Annotated in this window: 18 protein-coding genes and 1 tRNA gene; 15 read left to right on the top strand and 4 right to left on the bottom strand. The window is 70.2% G+C overall.

Features of this window, described 5'->3' with window-relative positions:
• The first annotated feature begins 62 nt into the window (after positions 1-62).
• Entirely contained in the window at positions 63-659 is a 597-nt protein-coding gene (locus ACIRJP_RS20760; RefSeq protein ID WP_404176282.1) for a LytR C-terminal domain-containing protein, read from the top strand.
• Positions 660-731: 72 nt separating this feature from the next.
• On the opposite strand, the gene upp is transcribed toward ACIRJP_RS20760, so the two are convergent.
• On the bottom strand, positions 732-1,367 hold the full coding sequence (gene upp, locus ACIRJP_RS20755) for a uracil phosphoribosyltransferase (RefSeq protein ID WP_266731152.1): 636 nt from the start codon (positions 1,365-1,367) through the stop codon (positions 732-734).
• Between the two features lie 103 nt (positions 1,368-1,470).
• Here upp and ACIRJP_RS20750 point away from each other — a divergent pair, with 103 nt between their 5' ends.
• The 9 genes from ACIRJP_RS20750 (at position 1,471) to ACIRJP_RS20710 (ending at position 7,210) form a co-directional block, all read left to right on the top strand.
• Positions 1,471-1,734, top strand: coding sequence for a hypothetical protein (locus tag ACIRJP_RS20750; protein ID WP_404176015.1), 264 nt, complete (start codon positions 1,471-1,473; stop codon positions 1,732-1,734).
• A gap of 256 nt (positions 1,735-1,990) precedes the next feature.
• Entirely contained in the window at positions 1,991-2,569 is a 579-nt protein-coding gene (locus ACIRJP_RS20745; RefSeq protein ID WP_404176012.1) for a hypothetical protein, read from the top strand.
• An 81-nt stretch (positions 2,570-2,650) separates the two neighbouring features.
• Positions 2,651-3,079 (top strand): tRNA adenosine(34) deaminase TadA, encoded by a 429-nt coding sequence (gene tadA, locus ACIRJP_RS20740; protein WP_376417833.1) that lies wholly within the window; start codon positions 2,651-2,653, stop codon positions 3,077-3,079.
• A 45-nt stretch (positions 3,080-3,124) separates the two neighbouring features.
• Positions 3,125-3,212, top strand: a tRNA-Ser gene (locus ACIRJP_RS20735).
• Between the two features lie 519 nt (positions 3,213-3,731).
• Positions 3,732-3,896, top strand: coding sequence for a hypothetical protein (locus ACIRJP_RS20730; RefSeq protein WP_356089745.1), 165 nt, complete (start codon positions 3,732-3,734; stop codon positions 3,894-3,896).
• Positions 3,897-3,905: 9 nt separating this feature from the next.
• Complete coding sequence (locus ACIRJP_RS20725) at positions 3,906-4,199, top strand: Dabb family protein (RefSeq protein ID WP_404176007.1); 294 nt, start codon at positions 3,906-3,908, stop codon at positions 4,197-4,199.
• 204 nt (positions 4,200-4,403) lie between these two features.
• The gene (locus ACIRJP_RS20720) at positions 4,404-5,249 is read left to right on the top strand and encodes an RNA polymerase sigma factor SigF (RefSeq protein ID WP_266914311.1); all 846 of its coding nucleotides are present in this window, start codon (positions 4,404-4,406) and stop codon (positions 5,247-5,249) included.
• A gap of 236 nt (positions 5,250-5,485) precedes the next feature.
• Positions 5,486-6,352 (top strand): RNA polymerase sigma factor SigF, encoded by an 867-nt coding sequence (locus ACIRJP_RS20715; protein ID WP_404176003.1) that lies wholly within the window; start codon positions 5,486-5,488, stop codon positions 6,350-6,352.
• Between the two features lie 66 nt (positions 6,353-6,418).
• A complete protein-coding gene (locus tag ACIRJP_RS20710; protein WP_404176000.1) occupies positions 6,419-7,210 on the top strand; it encodes a hypothetical protein in 792 nt (263 codons plus the stop codon).
• A 40-nt stretch (positions 7,211-7,250) separates the two neighbouring features.
• Here ACIRJP_RS20710 and ACIRJP_RS20705 read toward each other — a convergent pair whose 3' ends face one another.
• On the bottom strand, positions 7,251-7,463 hold the full coding sequence (locus tag ACIRJP_RS20705) for a hypothetical protein (RefSeq protein ID WP_351260271.1): 213 nt from the start codon (positions 7,461-7,463) through the stop codon (positions 7,251-7,253).
• Between the two features lie 518 nt (positions 7,464-7,981).
• Here ACIRJP_RS20705 and ACIRJP_RS20700 point away from each other — a divergent pair.
• The 4 genes from ACIRJP_RS20700 to ACIRJP_RS20685 all read left to right on the top strand — a co-directional run bounded on the left by ACIRJP_RS20700 (position 7,982) and on the right by ACIRJP_RS20685 (position 12,570).
• Positions 7,982-8,503, top strand: a complete 522-nt coding sequence (locus ACIRJP_RS20700; RefSeq protein WP_404175997.1) for a MarR family winged helix-turn-helix transcriptional regulator — start codon at positions 7,982-7,984, stop codon at positions 8,501-8,503.
• Between the two features lie 23 nt (positions 8,504-8,526).
• Positions 8,527-11,013 carry an MFS transporter gene (locus ACIRJP_RS20695; RefSeq protein WP_404175994.1) on the top strand — a complete coding sequence of 829 codons (2,487 nt, stop codon included), beginning with the start codon at positions 8,527-8,529 and terminating at the stop codon, positions 11,011-11,013.
• A gap of 165 nt (positions 11,014-11,178) precedes the next feature.
• A complete protein-coding gene (locus tag ACIRJP_RS20690) occupies positions 11,179-11,994 on the top strand; it encodes a YceI family protein (RefSeq protein ID WP_404175991.1) in 816 nt (271 codons plus the stop codon).
• 105 nt (positions 11,995-12,099) lie between these two features.
• A complete protein-coding gene (locus ACIRJP_RS20685; protein WP_404175988.1) occupies positions 12,100-12,570 on the top strand; it encodes a PPOX class F420-dependent oxidoreductase in 471 nt (156 codons plus the stop codon).
• 84 nt (positions 12,571-12,654) lie between these two features.
• Here the strand turns inward: ACIRJP_RS20685 and ACIRJP_RS20680 are convergent, their stop codons facing one another.
• Complete coding sequence (locus tag ACIRJP_RS20680) at positions 12,655-13,413, bottom strand: TetR/AcrR family transcriptional regulator (RefSeq protein ID WP_404175985.1); 759 nt, start codon at positions 13,411-13,413, stop codon at positions 12,655-12,657.
• A gap of 100 nt (positions 13,414-13,513) precedes the next feature.
• A complete protein-coding gene (locus ACIRJP_RS20675; protein ID WP_404175982.1) occupies positions 13,514-15,043 on the bottom strand; it encodes an MFS transporter in 1,530 nt (509 codons plus the stop codon).
• 160 nt (positions 15,044-15,203) lie between these two features.
• Here ACIRJP_RS20675 and ACIRJP_RS20670 point away from each other — a divergent pair, with 160 nt between their 5' ends.
• The gene (locus ACIRJP_RS20670) at positions 15,204-16,067 is read left to right on the top strand and encodes an endonuclease/exonuclease/phosphatase family protein (RefSeq protein WP_404175979.1); all 864 of its coding nucleotides are present in this window, start codon (positions 15,204-15,206) and stop codon (positions 16,065-16,067) included.
• The last annotated feature ends 113 nt before the right edge of the window (positions 16,068-16,180 follow it).

Genomic DNA, 16,180 nt, shown 5'->3' with positions numbered 1-16,180 from the left:
TAGTAGGCATCATCACCGGGCCGCACTACGCTGCGCCCATGAGCATGCTCACTCCCCCCGGCATGGGCGGAAAGTACCGCATCACGGGCGACAAGTACCCGCGGATGCGCCGCCCCCGGCGTCGCGGCAAACTGATCCTCGCTGCCACCGCCTCCGTGGTCGCCCTCGGGCTGGCCGGATGGGGCACGATGCAGCTCATCGACGTCTTCACCGGCGGCAACCGGAAGGCCAGCGCCGCCGACCACAAGACGGACTGCCCGACCGCCAAACCGTCCGCACCCGCGAAGGTGCTGCCGAAGCCCGCGAAGATCACCGTCAACGTCTACAACGCGACACCACGCAGCGGGCTCGCCAAGAAGGCGGCCGACGAGCTGAAGAAGCGCGGCTTCACCATCGGCAAGGTGGGCAACGCCCCGGCCGCGTACGACAAGAAGGTCCCGGGCTTCGGGGTGCTGCTGGGCGCCCCCTCGGCCACGAACGGCCCGTTCCCGGTCCTCGGCACACAACTGGTGGGCGCCACGCCGAAGACCGACGCCCGCAGGACGGCGGACGTCGATCTGATTCTCGGTACGAAGTTCAAGACGTTCAACACGCCCCAGTCGGCGGCCGCGGCCCTCGCCGCCCTGACGAAGCCGGCCCCCGCACCGTCGTCCTGCTGACGGCTGCCGGGCCACCCGGCTGCCGTCAGCGCGAACCACTGCGGCCCCAGGGCGTGTCCGGCGGATCAGGGCCTAGTCGGCCGTGCCGTACATCCGGTCACCCGCGTCGCCGAGGCCGGGGACGATGTAGCCGTTCTCGTTGAGCCGCTCGTCGACCGAGGCGGTGACCACGGTCACCGGCGTACCGGCCAGCTCGCGCTCCATCACCTCGACGCCCTCGGGCGCGGCGAGCAGCACGACCGCGGTGACGTCGTCCGCGCCACGCTTGATCAGCTCCTGGATGGCCGCGACCAGCGTGCCGCCGGTGGCCAGCATCGGGTCCAGGACGTACACCTGGCGGCCCGAGAGGTCCTCCGGCATCCGGGTGGCGTACGTCTCCGCCTGGAGCGTCTCCTCATTGCGGATCATGCCCAGGAAGCCCACCTCGGCGGTCGGCAGCAGCCGCACCATGCCGTCGAGCATGCCGAGGCCGGCCCGCAGGATCGGCACGACCAGCGGCCGCGGGTGCGACAGCTTCACACCGGTCGTCGGTGTGACCGGGGTCTCGATGTCGACCTGTTCGGTGCGCACGTCCCGGGTGGCCTCGTAGGCGAGCAGGGTGACCAGCTCGTCGGCGAGCCGCCGGAAGGTCGGGGAGTCGGTGCGCTTGTCGCGCAGGGTGGTGAGCTTGTGCGCGACCAGTGGGTGGTCGACGACGTGGATCCGCATGGGCTCAACAGTAACCGTGCCTCCCGCACCCGTGCGCTGGCATCAACCGCATGTTCGGGGGGAAGGTGGGGGCATACGGACCCAGCCTTGGGGTGATGAGCCGATGCCGGACGGGGAAAATCGGAAGTGGGACCAGCGGGACGCGCCGGGCCTGAGGGACCGGCGGGACACGCCGGACCCGCGGGACCGGCAGGACTCACAGGTCCAGCAGGACCCGGAGGAGAGCGACGCGGCACGCCGCAGGCGGCGCGCCCAGTTCCTGCGCGAGCTCCACGAGGCGAAAGCCCTCCGCGACCGGGTGCAGCCCCGCCGGGCCAGAGCGGCCCGGATGCGCCAGGCCATGCGCATGCGCACCTTCCGCTGGTAGCCGGCGACCGTCCTCCGACACCCCCGGCGCCGGCCCCCCGTCATTCCCCGGTGGCAGCGCCCGGCACCCCCGGCGACAGCGCCCGGCATCCCCCTGGTGGCGGCGTCCGGCAGAACTGATGGCCGACTCAGCCGCCGAACTCCTCTCGCGAAGCCCTTGTTTCTGCCACGATTCCGATGGGCGGGACCCAGGACAGCCGGACCACCGACTGCCCTCCCGCCGGACCGACGCCCCTAAGACCAGTGGGAGAGTCACGGTGTACTTCGCCGCACTGCTCGCGCGCACCGAAGACGGGTGGGAAGCGAGCGACACGGAGCTCGACGATGTGGAGACCCTGTCCGACCTGACGGATCTGGCCCGTGATGCCTCGGTGGACGAGGACACGGTGCTCGTCTTCATCGAACAGGAGGACGCCTGGTTCGGCGTCGTCCGGGTGGACGGCGAGGACGATCCCCGGATCTTCGTCTCCGACGCCACCGCCGCCGCACGCTCCTCGTACGGGGAGATCCTGCTCACCGACGAACTGCTCGGCCGCGAACCCGGGGCCGAGGACACGATCGCCGCCCTCGAAGAGCTCGTCGGCCTCGACGACCCGGAGGACGGCGACCCGGACACCACCCCCGACAACGACAACGCCGACACAGACGACAACGACAACGATGACGACGGCTTCGACGCCGACGCCGACGCCGTACCGGCGGGCCCGCTCGGCGACACCCGGATCCTGGCCGACCTCGGACTCCCCGAGGCCGAACTGCTGATGCTGCGCACGGACGCCATGGTGGAGATCGCGGACGCGCTGGGCGCGGCCGAGGTCCTGGAGACCGTCCGTTAGGGTCCGCGGGTGAGCGAACCACCGCACCCGCAAGGACCACCGGAACCGCACGATCCCGTACGAGACCCGTGGCGGGCGCACATGCGCCGCGCCCTGGCCGAGGCCGAGCTGGCGGCGGCGGCCGGCGATGTGCCGGTCGGCGCCGTCGTGCTCGGCCCGGACGGCGCACTGCTCGCCACGGGCCACAACGAACGCGAGGCCACCGGCGACCCGACCGCCCACGCCGAGGTCCTCGCCGTCCGCAGGGCGGCGGCTGCCCTCGGGCAGTGGCGCCTGACCGGCTGCACCCTGGTCGTCACCCTGGAGCCCTGCACGATGTGCGCGGGCGCCCTGGTCCAGTCCCGCGTGGACCGGGTCGTCTACGGCGCCCGCGACGAGAAGGCGGGCGCGGCGGGCTCCCTCTGGGACGTCGTACGCGACCGCCGCCTCAACCACCGCCCCGAGGTCATCCACGGCGTCCTGGAGCAGGAGTGCGCGAGCGTCCTGACCTCCTTCTTCCGCACCCCCTGAGAACCGATTTCTGTCCACGGCCCGCCATGGTCTAAGCTCTCTCTCGGTAGCGTGTCCGAGCGGCCGAAGGAGCTCGCCTCGAAAGCGAGTGTGGGGAGACTCACCGAGGGTTCAAATCCCTCCGCTACCGCCATCGACGCCCTCCCGAACTGCGGAAACGCAGTTCGGGAGGGCGTTCGCGCGTTACGGGGACGGCGAGACCGCCCCACCGGCTGCCGCGTGGACGATGCGCGCCCGGACCCTTGCACACGACCGTGGCCCCGCACGACGGATGTCGTGTCGGGGCCACGGTTCCCCCGGTTCTTCCACGCTCAGGTCGGGGGAAACGGCATCGGGGGGACAAGCCGCTTCCCCCGGTGAGAACGGGCCTTTGGCCCTCGTCGCGGTCAGGGGGGTGACCTGCGGCGGGGATCCCACAGTGGGGCCCGTTCCGAGCCCTTCGGATTCCTGCCGTGTCCGCCGGGCTCACCGTCCATCCTGCTCCCGCTCAGTGGTCAAGCGGGCGGGCAAAGGGCCTCGATCGCCGGGTCCTTGGTCCTTAAAGGCTGTGTGAGGGGTCGGAAACCTCCCCGGGAGGCGGTCATTCGTGTGGATAGACTCGCCCGACTGCACAAAGGATCGAAACAGGGGACCGAAGGGGAGGCGGGGGCTGATGGTGCAAGCGAAGAAGATAGCTCTCTACGTGATAGTTGTCTTCGTGGCGTACACGATCATCACGTCCCCGGAACGGGCAGCGGATCTCGTCCAGGTAGGGTTCGAGGGCGTTTCGAGTGCCGCACAGGGCGTCGGAGACTTCATGTCCGAGCTCGTGAAGTAGGAGTACAGCGTGATCCGCCATCTGGTCCTGTTCAAGCTGAACGACGGCGTCGAGCGGGACGACCCGCGGGTCGTCGCCGGGGCGAAGGCCTTCCAGGAGCTGGAGGGGCAGATCCCCGAGCTCGCGTTCTGGGAGTGCGCCTGGAACATCACCGACCGGCCGATCGCGTACGACTTCGCCATCAACTCCGCGGTCGCCGATCAGGACTCCCTGAAGCGGTACATCGAGCATCCCGCGCATCAGGCCGCCGCCGGGCAGTGGCGCGAGTTCGCCACCTGGGTGATCGCCGACTACCCGTTCTGATCCGGTCCGGCCCGGCATACGGGCCGGACCGTACCGCCACTGAGCCCCTCACCATTGCGGTGAGGGGCTTTTTTAGCGTTTAAACCAAGTTGAACCCAACACGACGCTATACGGTGCTTGCACACAGTGGACATGTCTTGTGATGCTATGACCGCTTTTGACGGATGAGTTGACCGAAGTTGACCGCAAAGGGGTGGCCTCATCGTGCCGGCCAGTACAGCGCCTCAAGTGCCTCCCCAGTCCGTCCAGACCGAGGCGCCCGACAGTACGACGACGCCCGCCAGGACCCGCGGCGCGGACACCCGGGCGCTCACCCAGGTGCTCTTCGGCCAGCTCAAGAACCTGGAGCCGGGAACCCCGGAGCACGGCCGGGTGCGGGCGGCCCTCATCGAGGCGAACCTCCCGCTGGTGCGGTACGCCGCGGCGCGGTTCCGCAGCCGCAACGAGCCGATGGAGGACGTCGTCCAGGTCGGCACGATCGGGCTGATCAACGCCATCGACCGGTTCGACCCCGAACGCGGTGTGCAGTTCCCGACGTTCGCGATGCCCACCGTCGTCGGCGAGATCAAGCGGTACTTCCGGGACAACGTACGGACCGTCCACGTCCCCCGGCGCCTGCACGAGCTGTGGGTCCAGGTCACCGGCGCCACCGAGGACCTGACGACCGCTCACGGACGCTCGCCCACCACCGCGGAGATCGCCGAGCGGCTGCGGATCTCCGAGGACGAGGTGCTCGCCTGCATCGAGGCCGGCCGCTCCTACCACGCGACCTCGCTGGAGGCCGCACAGGAGGGTGACGGGCTGCCCGGACTGCTGGACCGGCTCGGCTACGAGGACCCGGCGCTCGCCGGGGTCGAGCACCGCGACCTCGTCCGGCATCTGCTCGTACAGCTGCCCGAGCGCGAACAGCGCATCCTTCTGCTGCGCTACTACAGCAATCTGACCCAGTCCCAGATCAGTGCCGAACTGGGTGTCTCCCAGATGCATGTGTCAAGACTGCTGGCCCGAAGCTTCGCCCGACTTCGATCCGCAAACAGGATCGAGGCCTAACCGGATCGGGTAGAACACCAGAAGTCCCCTTCTCCGCGGCACGAATGACCCACACCACCTGTTAACTGCGCAGACGTCACAAAGACTTGTCGACATGTCACTACAGCGTGTTGCCGACATGTGACATTCTGCGGGAACCGCGTTTGCCGTGGCCTCGCCTCCGGTATTCAGGTGGAGGCTGCGTTCCTCCGATGGTCGCGGCTCGACGCGACCGTCCGCGACCTCAAGGGGGTGGCATGTCCGCAGAACAGGGCAGCTCGAAGGTGCTCACGCTCACGAAGAGCGAACCCGCACCCGTTGTGCTCACCAGCTCGCCGGAAGCCATCGACACCCGCACTCTGTCCCGCTCCCTGTTCCTGCGGCTCGCCGCGCTGGGGCCCGTACCCGGCCCGGATGGAACGGACAGCCCGGAGCGTGCCTACGTACGGGACACACTCATCGAGCTCAACCTCCCACTGGTGCGGTACGCCGCGGCGCGGTTCCGCAGCCGCAACGAACCGATGGAGGACATCGTCCAGGTCGGCACGATCGGCCTGATCAAGGCGATCGACCGGTTCGACTGCGAGCGGGGCGTGGAGTTCCCGACGTTCGCGATGCCGACCGTCGTCGGGGAGATCAAGCGGTTCTTCCGCGACACCTCGTGGTCGGTGCGCGTCCCGCGCCGGCTCCAGGAGCTGCGGCTCGCGCTGACCAAGACCAGCGACGAGCTCGCGCAGAAGCTCGACCGCTCGCCGACCGTGCCCGAGCTGGCCAAGGCGCTCGGGGTCTCCGAGGAGGACGTGGTCGACGGGCTGGCCGTCGGCAACGCGTACACCGCCTCCTCGCTGGACTCGCCCTCGCCCGAGGACGACGGCGGCGAGGGCTCCCTCGTGGACCGGCTCGGCTACGAGGACTCGGCCCTGGAAGGCGTCGAGTACCGCGAATCGCTCAAGCCGCTGCTGGCCAAGCTCCCACCGCGCGAGCGCCAGATCATCATGCTGCGGTTCTTCGCCAACATGACCCAGTCACAGATCGGCGAGGAGGTCGGCATCTCGCAGATGCACGTCTCGCGCCTGCTGACCCGTACGCTCGCCCAGCTCAGGGAAGGACTCATCGCCGACTGACGTCGTGGACTCCCGTACCGGAGCACAAGGGTTCCGATTTGACAGACCGTCAGCCACACTGGCGCGATGCGACGTCAGATGCTCGGCTCGAACGGCCGTCGGGGCACCGTGATCGCCGCCTCGGCGGCTGTGCTGTGCCTGGGTGGCGTGCTGGCCGCCTGCGGCGGAGGTGCGCCGGACGAGGGCTACGTGGCGCTCGGCGCGGCGGGAACGGACACCGGGAGAACGCCGGGCGGGGCGGTGGCGCCTTCGGGGAAGGTGACGCTGGTCCCGCTGGACCGGGAAGCGAAGGGCCGCGACCCGGGTGGTGACCGCGGCCGCGACTCCGGCGCGGGGCGCCGACCCGGCGAGAGCCGTGATCCCGGCAGCGGTAGCGGGGGTGGTGATGGAGGCCCGGCCCGTGGCTCCGGGGGCACGGGCGGTGCGACTCCCGGGGCGTCCGGCTCGCCTGCCGCACCCGGCACACCCTCCGCACCCGGCACATCCGGCCCCGGAGGGGGTTCCACCGGGCCCGTGACCCCTTCGGCACCCGGATCCGGCACACCCGCAGGTCCCGCCGTGCTGGCGGTGGGCGACCCCGTGCGGGCGGCCGCGGACGAGCGCTGGTGCGAGAAGGTGACGGTGGAGTTCCGGAACACCGGAGGATCACCGGCGCGGTCGGGGACCGTCACCTTCGCCACGCATGTGATCGGCGCGCTGGGGGTCGACTGGGCGACCATCGAGTCGACCGGGCCACTGCCCGCGCCGATCGGCGCGGGCGCGGCGCGGACGGGGACGTACACCGTCTGTGTGGACGCCTGGCGGGTGCCCCTGGGGATGCATGTCGAGACCCGGGACGTGACCGCCGTATTGAAGTGACGGGTGGACGGGGGCGGGGTGCGGTGACCGGCGGCGCCGGTCAGCCGAGCGCGAGCCAGGCGACCGCCGCGAGGGCGACGATCACCACGACGACGGCGGCGATCACCCCGACGCGCGGTCCGGACGAGGCGGCGGGCTGCTGCTGACGGCGCTGCGGCTCGCCCTCGTCGACGAAGGCGCGGAACATCTGGGTGCTGCCGGCCGGGTCGTGGTTGCCCTCGGGGCCCTGCGGGGCGTGGGGGTTGTGTGCCATGTGCCAGGACCCTAGCGAACTCGGCGTTGCGGCCCAACCCCCGGGTCGGGGAAGGGTCGAGGCCAAGGCCGGGGGCCGCTGGGGAAGTGGCCGGTACGCCGCTGCCGAGCGGGGTCCTGCGCAGTGGGCCGCGAGGGCGTGCCGGGCCGGATTCAGGAACGTACACAGGTCAGTTGTGGGATTCGGTGCGGGCACCTTTCAGCAACTCACTTTTTCCGTGCGGCACTTGCGGGGCGTGCCGGTCCCGCGCGGGCGCGCGTCCCGCTGCCCGTACACCGGGAGTGCCCGTTCCTTCACGCAGCGGCCCCGTCCGGAGCGGGCACCGTCCGTCTCGTCTGTGGCACGACACACACCCCGCACCACCCGCACCCCACACGCTGGGACTTTGACCCGAGCCGTACGCAGCCTTTTGCTTTCCTTTACTTCTGCAAGCCCCCTTTTCGTTTGCCTGCAGCAACCAACGGCTTCTATGGTTGCCCTAAGCAACAAGATGAACCGGTGAGATGTCTGGGGGTCCCATGGCCGCACGGAGTCAGTACGAAGAACTGGCCCGGCAGCTGAGTGCCGTAGGGGCTGTCAAAAGGGGTCTCGCCCGTATCCTGCCCGCCGAATGTCCGGGTGGCTCCGCCGCCGTGCTGGCTCTTCTCAGGCAGCACGGTGAGATGCGGATCACCCGACTGGCCGAACTGATGGACGTCGACATGTCGGTGACCAGCCGTCATGTCGCCCATGTGGCAGAGCGTGGCTGGATCGAACGGTCCCCGGATCCGGCGGACAAGCGGTCCCGCATCCTGCGGCTGACCCCCGACGGACAGGACGTGCTCGGCGACCTGAACCGGCGGACCACCGAGATGTTCGCCCACAACCTCTCCGACTGGTCGGACGACGAGGTCGGCCAGCTCAACACGCTGTTGGCCCGGCTGCGCGACAGCTTCGTCTGTCGCGCGCCCAGCGAGTGCGGCCCCGGAAAGCACGGCGGCGACTGCCGTTCCCGGCACGTCCACAGCGGCAACGACGCGCACACCCGTACACCCGTGTAACAGAAGCAAAGACAAGGACTTAAATGGCTACGACCACACCAACCGGTGTGCGGGGCGGCCACGCCAAGCACGGGGGATCATCCGATTCCCCGTCCGGCGCGCCGATGACACACCGGCAGATCATGGAAGCGCTGGCCGGGCTCATGCTCGGCATGTTCGTCGCGATCCTGTCGTCGACCGTCGTCTCGAACGCACTGCCCGAGATCATCTCCGACCTCGGCGGCGGCCAGAGCGCCTACACCTGGGTGGTCACGGCCTCGCTGCTGGCGATGACCGCCACCACCCCCCTGTGGGGCAAGCTCTCCGACCTGTTCAGCAAGAAGCTGCTGGTCCAGATAGCCCTGATCATCTACGTCGCGGGCTCGGTCGTCGCCGGTATGTCGACCAGCAGCGGCATGCTGATCGCCTGCCGTGTCGTCCAGGGCATCGGCGTCGGCGGTCTCTCCGCCCTCGCGCAGATCGTGATGGCGGCCATGATCGCCCCGCGTGAGCGCGGTCGCTACAGCGGATACATCGGTGCGGTGTTCGCTGTCGCCACCGTCGGTGGACCGCTGCTCGGCGGTGTCATCACCGACACCAGCTGGATGGGCTGGCGCTGGTGCTTCTACGTCGGCGTGCCGTTCGCGGTCATCGCGCTGATCGTGCTCCAGAAGACGCTGAAGCTCCCGGTCGTGAAGCGTGAGGTCAAGGTCGACTGGTGGGGCGCGTTCTTCATCAGCGCCGCCGTGTCGCTGCTGCTCGTCTGGGTGACCTTCGCGGGCGACAAGTACGACTGGCTGTCCTGGCAGACCGCCGCGATGGTCATCGGTTCCCTCGTGCTCGCCGGGATCTTCATCGCCGTCGAGTCCAAGGCCAGCGAGCCGATCATCCCGCTGCGCCTCTTCCGTAACCGCACCATCACGCTGGCCTCGCTGGCCTCGCTGTTCGTCGGTATCGCGATGTTCGCGGGCACCGTCTTCTTCAGCCAGTACTTCCAGCTGGCGCGCGGCAAGTCGCCGACGATGTCGGGCGTCATGACGATCCCCATGATCGCGGGCCTGTTCGTCTCCTCGACCGTCTCCGGCCAGATCATCACCAAGACCGGCCGCTGGAAGGCCTGGCTGGTCAGCGGTGGCTTCCTGGTCACCGCCGGGCTCGGGCTGCTCGGCACCATCCGGCACGACACGGAGTACTGGCACATCGCGGTCTTCATGGCCGTCATGGGTCTCGGCATCGGCATGATGATGCAGAACCTCGTGCTCGCCGCGCAGAACCAGGTCGCCCCGTCCGACCTCGGTTCGGCCAGCTCCGTCGTGACCTTCTTCCGTTCCCTCGGTGGTGCGATCGGCGTCTCGGCGCTGGGCGCCGTCATGGCGAACCGTGTCACCCACTACGTCAAGGACGGTCTCGCGGAGCTCGGCCCCAAGGGTGCGGCCATGGGTCACGGCGGTACCGGCGGCGGGGGCATCCCCGACCTGGACAAGCTGCCCGCGCCGTTCCGTACGGTCGTGGAGAGCGCCTACGGGCACGGTGTCGGCGATGTCTTCCTGTACGCCGCTCCGGCCGCGCTGATCGCTTTCCTGATCACGATCTTCATCAAGGAGGTCGCCCTGAAGTCCAACGCTTCGAGCGAGGCCCCGGCCACCAAGGCGGCCGAGGCGTCCGAGGCTCCGGCCGCCGTCGCCGACGAGCCGGTCTCCCAGGCGGCCGCCACCGCCACGGCCACCTCGGTCGACACCCTGGAGGCCCCGGTCGCCACCCTGCACGGCACGTCCGTGCGCGGTGTGGTGCGCGGTGCCGAGGGCGCGCCCGTCGCACGGGCCGCCGTCACGCTGATCTCGCTGGCCGGCCGGCAGCTGGGGCGCTCCGTCGCCCAGGCCGACGGCAGCTACGGTCTGGACGCGCCGGGCTCCGGCTCCTACGTCCTGATCGCCTCCGCCGACGGCTTCCAGCCGCAGGCGTCCACGGTGGTCGTCGGTGACGAGCCGCTCGTGTACGACATCCTGCTCCCCGGTACGAGCGGACTGGCCGGCGTCGTGCGCGCCGCGGAGACCGCCGCCCCGGTGGACGGCGCCGTGGTCATCGTGACCGATGTGCGCGGCGATGTGCTGGCCACCGGCAAGTCCGGCGAGGCGGGCGAGTTCACCTTCGGTGAGCTGGTCCCCGGTTCGGTGACCGTTGCGGTGAACGCCGTCGGCTTCCGTCCGCTGGCGCTGCCGGTGGAGATCGGCGGCCAGGGCGTCACCCGGGTCGAGGCCGCGCTGCAGTCCGGTGCGCTGGTCCAGGGCGTCGTGCGGGCCGGTTCCGCGCGGCGGCCGCTGCCGGACGCCCGGGTCACGCTGGTCGACGCGGCGGGCAATGTGGTCGCCACCTCGACGACCGGGGAGGACGGGGCGTACGCCTTCACCGACCTGGACGCGGGCGAGTACTCGGTCATCGCGACCGGCTACCCGCCGGTGGCGAGCGCCCTGACCGTCGCCGGTCGCGGGGCCGACGGCCACGACATCGTGCTCGCTCACCCCGGCGAGTGATCAGCGAGTAATCACAGACCCCTGGCGGGTCGGCGTTTCGAGCGGAGACGCTGTACCGGCCGGTGGAAATGGGCCCCGGTGGCGCGGACGGCAGGCAGGGGACGGCCTGCCGTCCCCGCCCCGGGGCCCGACTCATTGAGTCATTGAGCAAGGAGAGAAAACGGGATGGGACTTCGCGCACAGGTACGGACGCGGGACGGCTGGGCGGTCCAGCACGCCGTCGTGACGGTCACCGACATGACCGGCACGCAGGTGCTGCGGGCCGATGCCGACGAGGACGGGGCGGTGCGGACCGACGCTCCGCTCCAGGCCGGCGCCTACACGGTGATCGTCACGGCGGTCGGGTACGCCCCCGCCGCCTCCACCGCCCTCGTCACGGCGAGCGGACGGGTCGAGGCCGGCACGGTGGTGCTGACCCGCCAGGGCGGCGTGGAGCTGCCGCCGCCGGGCCCCTGGTCGCTGGACCCGGCGCACTCCTCGGTGGCCGCGGTCGCGCAGCACCTGGGGATCTCCAGCGTGCACGGCCGGTTCACCGAGTTCAGCGGCCGGATCGAGATCTCGGAGGAGGTCCACCGGTCCCGGATCGACGCCGTCATCAGCGCGGCGAGCATCGACACCGGCAACGGCATGCGCGACAAGCACCTGCGGTCGCCCGACTTCCTCGACTCGGACCGCTTCCCCGAGATCACGTACCGCTCCATCGGGCTCACCCCCGCCGGCCCCGACCGCTGGACCGTCCACGGCCGGCTGTCGATGCACGGGGTCGAACGCCCGGTCGACCTGAACCTGAGCTACCTCGGCACGGGCCCGGACCCGTGGGGCGGGGTGCGTGCGGCTTTCAGCGCCACGGCGGAGTTGCGCCGCGAGGACTTCGCCATGAACTACAACCAGGTGGTGCAGGCCGGCATCTCGGCGATCGGTACGACGCTGCGGGTGGAGCTCGACATCCAGGCCGTGCAGGGTGAGTCCCTGCCGTCGTAGTCACCGTGCGGGGTGATTCCCTGCCGTCCTGGTCGGCGTGCGGGGTGATTCCCTGCCGCTGCACTCACCGCGCGGGGTGAGTGACCGTCGTCGTAGTCTGCGGACATGGCACCCAATATCGCGACGAACACGGCCGTGGAACTCGACGAGTTGCTGGCCTTCGTACGGCCCAGGCACCGGGCGATCCTGCTGACCACCCGGTCCGACGGCCGCCCCCAGGGCTCCCCGCTGACCTGCGGGGTGGACGACGCGGGCCGGATCGTCGTCTCGACGTACCCCGAGCGGGCCAAGACCCGCAACGCGAAGCGGGACGCGCGGGTCAGCGTGATCGTGCTGTCGGACGACTGGAACGGGCCGTGGGTCCAGGTCGACGGGTCGGCCGAGGTGATCGACTCGCCCGAGTCGGTCGAACCGCTCGTCGAGTACTTCCGGAACATCTCGGGGGAGCACCCGGACTGGGACGAGTACCGGGCGGCGATGGTGAAGCAGGGGAAGTCGATCATCCGGATCACTCCGGAGCGATGGGGGCCGATCGCCACCGGCGGCTTCCCGGCCCGTCTGGCGGCCGACGGCTGACCACGCGGGCAGGAGATCAAGGAGAAGGGGCGATGCGGGATCTCAGCGATCCCGCACCGCCACTCAGCGATCCCGCACCGCCACTCAGCGGTCCCGCATCGCCTCGATGCCCGCTATCAGCAGGTCCAGGGCGAAGGTGAAGTCCCGGTCGCGCATCTCCTCGACCGTGTCGCCGCCGCGGGCGTCCATCACTTCCTGGGAGGACTCCATGATGTCGCTGAGATGCGGCTGGTCGCGGATCGTGGCCATCGCCTGCTGGTAGTACTGCTCCTGGCTGAGTCCGGCGGCCGCGCTGCGCTGCGCGAAGTGGCCCTCGACCGTGCCGAATCCGTACACGAACTGGAAGACCGCGGAGAGCGCGCCGGTCTGGCGTTCCAGCGGCAGGCCGGTCGCCCGGATCACGTCCTGGACGGCGTACGACATCAGCATCGCGTGCGGGCCGATGTTGAGGAAGTGCCCGGCGAGCATCGACACCCAGACGTGCCGGACGAGCAGCTCCCGGTACTCGGTGGCCAGCCCGCGCAGCCGGTCGTGCCAGTGCGCGTCCTCCTTCGGAGGCGTGAACTCGCTGTAGACCGAGTCCAGGGCCAGTTCCAGCAGGTCGTCCTTGGTGTCCACGTACCAGTACAGGGACATCGCGGTGACATCGAGCTCGGCGGCGAGCCTGCGCATGGAGAACTTGGCGAGCCCCTCGGCGTCCAGCAGCCGGACCGAGGTCGCGGTGATCCTCTCCCGGTCCAGGCCCGCCGCCTGGTCCGGTTTGCGGGTGCGCGACGGTGTCCGCTGATCCAGCCACACGCTGGTCCTGGCGGGGTTCTTCACACGGTCGGCCGCGGACACCATGGCGCACTCTCCTCGTCTTGCCGGCGGGGCGGACCGGCCGCGTACGCGTGACCCGCGCGCGGAGCGGATCCGTTACGGTCCGGCGCGCCTCTCCCCGATGCTATGCCGCCTCCACGGTGCCGGTGGAGTCCGCCCGTGCGGATTCCGTCCGCTCCGCGCGGCGCAGCAGCACGGCGGCGAGCAGGCCGCCGACCAGCACCGCGACCGCTCCGAAGAGCTGGCTGGCCTCCAGCCCCGAGGCGAAGGCGTCGGTGATCCGGGCCCGCTCCCCGGCGTCGGCCGCGGAGGCGAGCGCGGCAGGCAGCGAAGCCGCCCCGACCGCCGCCGGCACCAGAGCCGCGAACCGCGAGTTGAGCACCGCGCCGAGGACGGCGACCCCCAGGCCGTTGCCGAACTCGGCGAGGGTCCCGTTGACCCCGGCGCCCACCCCCGCCTTCTCCGGCGGAATGGCGCTCATGATCGCGTTGGCCATGGCGGGCATGGCGAGCGCGATGCCGGCGCCCATGACGACCAGGCCGAGCAGCGTGCCGCCGTAGCCGTCGCCGCCCAGCAGAGCGATCGCGGCCAGGCCTGCGGCCAGCAGGCTCATCCCGGACGCGATGGTGACCGGCGTTCCCAGCTTGGGCACCAGCCTGGCGCCCAGTCCGGTGAGGTTGAGCGCGACGACGCTCAGCGCCAGCGGAGCGGTGCGCAGACCGGCCTCCAGCGGCCCGTAGCCGAGCACGAACTGGAGCTGCTGGGTGAGCAGGAAGAGCGAGCCACCCATCCCGAAGGCGACCAGGATCGCGCCCGCGACCGCCCCGATGAACTTCTGGTTCCGGAAGAAGTGCATGTCGAGCATCGGGTGGGGGATGTGCAGCTCCCACAGCACGAATCCGGTCAGGACGGCGACCCCGACGAAGGCGGTCAGCAGCACCTGCCCCGACGTCCAGCCGTGTCCCGGGCCGGAGATGATCGCGTACACGAGGGATGCCATGCCGATGGTGGAGAGCAGCGCGCCGAACAGGTCGGGGCGCTCGCCGCCGGCGCTCCTGGACTCCGGGACGAGCCGGGCCACGGCGACCAGTCCGACGACCGCGACCGGGATGTTGATCAGGAAGATCGCGCCCCACCAGAAGTGGTCGAGCATCACTCCGCCGATCAGCGGTCCGACGGCGAAGCCGAGCGAGCTGACGGTCGACCAGATGCCGATCGCCTTGACGCGCTCGGTCTCGTCGAAGATCTGCACGACGACGGCGAGCGTGGTGGTCATCAGCAGCGCACCGCCGATGCCCATGCCCGCGCGGGCGGCGATCAGCTGTACGGACGTCTGGGCCAGCCCGGCCACCAGCGAGCCGATGCCGAACAGGGCGAGCCCGGTGATCAGCATCTTCTTGCGGCCGTAGCGGTCGGCGGAGCTGCCGGCCGTGAGCAGCAGGCCCGACTGGACCAGCGAATAGGCGTTGATCATCCACTGCACATCGGCGGTGGAGGCGTCCAGCTCCCGGGTGAGGGAGGGGATCGCGACGTTGAGAACTGTGTTGTCGAGCAGCACGGTCAGCTGTGCCAGACAGATGACGCCGAGGATCAGCCAGCGTTGCGGATGGCTCGGCGACGAGAGGTGGTTCTGCTCGGCGGCGGTCGCCGTCATACGGGCTCCTGATCCCTTATACGGTGTACGGGTAGCAAACGTTGTACACCGTATAGCTTTCCCTGTACGGCGTACAACACAATTTCGCTTTCCGCTCCGTACGGCCGTGGTGCGCCCGCGGTACGGTGCTCGCCGCTGATCCGACAAGGGCTGGAGTGGTATGACACTGCGTCGTCGTACGGTGGAAGTGCTGGTCGCGGCAGGGCTGTTGGGGGGCGTCCTCGTGCCGCCCGCGACGGCGGCGGGCCAGGGGCACGGGCGCTCGGTGCCGCTGCGGGTGGCCACGTACAACATCCATGCGGGCGCCGGCATGGACAACGTCTTCGATCTCGACCGGCAGGCCGCCGAGCTGCGCTCGCTGGACGCCGATGTGATCGGACTCCAGGAGGTCGACGTCCACTGGGGTGATCGCAGTCAGTGGCGCGACCTGGCGGGCGAGCTGGCCGAGCGGCTGGGCATGGCGGTGTCGTTCGCCCCGGTCTACCGGCTCGATCCGGCGGCGCCGGGTGCGCCGATGCGGGAGTTCGGCGTCGCGGTGCTGTCCCGGTACCCGATCGTGAGCGCCGAGAACCACGACATCACCCGGCTCTCCACCCAGGTCCCGAACCCGGTACCGGCGCCCGCGCCCGGCTTCGGTGAGGTGGTGCTGCGGGTGAAGGGGCTGCCCGTGCACGTGTACGCGACGCACCTCGACTACCGCGGCGACCCGTCCGTCCGGATCGCCCAGGTGGCCGACACCCGCCGGATCATGGCCGAGGACCGGGCGGCGGGACGGAAGCCGGTGCGGCAGATCCTGCTCGGCGACCTCAACGCGGCACCGGCCGCACCGGAGTTGGCCCCGCTGTGGCAGGAGCTTGACGACGTGGAGCCCGGCGGTCCCACGTACCCGGCACAGGATCCGGTGCAGCGGATCGACTACGTGGCGGTGTCGAAGGACACGGTGCGGGTACGCGAAGCGGCGGTGGCCGAGACGCTTGCCTCGGACCACCGCCCCGTCGTCGCCGATCTGTCGCTGCGGCGCTGAGCCTCAGCTGTTCTCCTTCGGCCGGGTCAGGTCGTAGAAGGTGGCGCTGCCGGCCGTGACCTCCTTGAAGTTCTCCTCCACCCAGGAGGAGACCTGCGAGGAGGTGCCGTTGC

This window comes from Streptomyces sp. NPDC102437 (genome assembly GCF_044765565.1).
Classification (GTDB): domain Bacteria; phylum Actinomycetota; class Actinomycetes; order Streptomycetales; family Streptomycetaceae; genus Streptomyces.
The sequence above is the reverse complement of the archived record's forward strand: the minus strand, read 5'-3'. Positions and strand labels throughout refer to the sequence as shown.